The organism is uncultured Candidatus Kuenenia sp. (assembly GCF_900696675.1).
Classification (GTDB): Bacteria; Planctomycetota; Brocadiia; order Brocadiales; family Brocadiaceae; genus Kuenenia; species Kuenenia stuttgartiensis_A.
This window is the reverse complement of record NZ_CAADGZ010000245.1, coordinates 1-1,975: the sequence shown is the minus strand read 5'-3', so window position 1 is coordinate 1,975 and position 1,975 is coordinate 1. Positions and strand designations below refer to the sequence as shown.

Genomic DNA, 1,975 nt, shown 5'->3' with positions numbered 1-1,975 from the left:
TACTTACGCAGGATAAAAAAAAGGCGGGGTAGCTGGGTAAGATTTTTCAAATCATTTGCTGGGTATTAGACTCAAATATTCTGAGACTAATTGGGCATTTTTGGAGCATTTATTCTAAGACGTAGCACTAAATACCAAATACGCTTTCCCGCATATAAAGGCGCCGTATTCTGCGGCGGCTTTGGATATGCCTTTAGACTTGTAGTATGCGTAATCAAGAGCAAAGAATGCGATGAATGTCTCTTAAAGCAGAAGTGCATTTACTCCTATATCTTTGAGACCCCTCCTCAACCATTGCCCATGCGCATATAACGGTATTGGCCTATCATATGCCTGCCGGGATATTAAAGAAGCTAAGAACCGTGGGGATTCATCATACGTGGAATACGATCTGTAATATCCTTGCTACACACATAAGGGTAACAACTACCATGAACACAGAGGATGGCCACGTTATTGATGTCAGAACCTGCACAACACCCACGGAAGAGCAACACATGATTTATAATAATCTTCATATGAAACATACACCGCCAGGCAGAAAATATATAAAATCACCTATTAAAACTCAAAGATGTAGTGTAGAAAAATGAAGTACTAAAATTGCAACTTATTGGTGTTACAAAAGATATGGTTTTTACTTGTTGAACTTGGATCAATAGGATTTTTCCTTATAAAAATCAATAACAACATAACTCAATAATATTTATCATCCTTTTTTTAACAACAGTATGATAAAATACAGTACTTACCCACCGTAAATTATAATCAGTATAATTGCTTATTGAAAAGGAGTGTAGTATGGCAAAGGAAAAATTACCTAAACAGTTTCTTCAAATTAAAAAACGACATGAAAAATATTTCGATGCCGTTGAGGAGCTTGGCAAGGTTGTTAAACAGGAGGGTCCCCTGGACGAAAAGACTGCACAACTAATTCAACTTGCAACTGCTGCAACTGAACGCTCCGAGGGCGCTGTTCATAGTCATGTAAGAAGGGCACTTGAAGCAGGGGTAACACCGGAGGAGATATATCATACAATGATTCTCGTCACCAGTACCATTGGATTTCCGAACGTTGTTGCTGCATTAAGCTGGGCAGACGATATTATACAAAATAAAAAAGGATAATTCAGAGATAATTCAAGGGACACCATACTTAATTCACGGCAACGTCAAAGTCACCCTACGAAAGACGCGGATCAAGAATTTGTGCCAAAAGCTCCCGTCAATAAGTGGAGAAGAAAGTAAAAAACGATAGAATTCCCATATAAATCGGCAGAAATGAGCAAAACAAGCAAAATGTAACGGGAGTATCCCTGTGGTAACGAAAGAGATAGTAAAAAAATAAAGGCTTTTTTTTGTTCTCTACATTACAAGCGAAGCATTTGAAGTGCAAGAAAAGGTCTTGCCGCAAAATTTCTGAGCGTCTTTGCAATATTTGGTACATTGAGAAAATGAAACAGCCCAACCACAAGGTTCTTCAAAGAAGCCATTGCCCTTGGGGCATTTTGTGTGCGTATTTGAGAATGATCTTCACGGAAGGAGGTATCACGCACATAATGAAGTCCATTTTCTATTGACCAGTGTCCGCGGGAAAACTTAAGAATGGTTTTGGGACTTGCTTTTTGTTGTGTCAGGCTGGTAATACCGTAAACAATTTCCTCGGTCTTTTTGCCGGTCTTGACTTTTGTAAATATTCTATGAATGCAAAATACCTGCTTAACGTAGGGGAAATCAAGATATTCGTTTAATTCGGTGCTGGTCCAAATCCTGCGGATTTCAATGCGGCCATGGCCTTTTTCAATTGTTTCGTGCTGAGGGGGGAAAAGAACTGAGATTCAGTTCCTTGATGGCTTGTTTTATGGTTTTTTGATTATCTTTCACCGTGAATATATATTCTGCCTTTTTGTCTTCTACCAGATAACGGGCGGTTTCCTTTTGCGCATGTAAGGCATCGAAAGTAACGACACGGTCT

General features: G+C 39.1%; 2 protein-coding genes. Both read left to right on the top strand.

Annotated features, from left to right (window positions below; translation table 11 throughout):
* The first annotated feature begins 329 nt into the window (after positions 1-329).
* Positions 330-593 (top strand): hypothetical protein, encoded by a 264-nt coding sequence (locus QZT26_RS17365; RefSeq protein WP_295103973.1) that lies wholly within the window; start codon positions 330-332, stop codon positions 591-593.
* 208 nt (positions 594-801) lie between these two features.
* On the top strand, positions 802-1,128 hold the full coding sequence (locus tag QZT26_RS17360) for a carboxymuconolactone decarboxylase family protein (protein WP_099326468.1): 327 nt from the start codon (positions 802-804) through the stop codon (positions 1,126-1,128).
* Positions 1,129-1,975 lie beyond the last annotated feature (847 nt).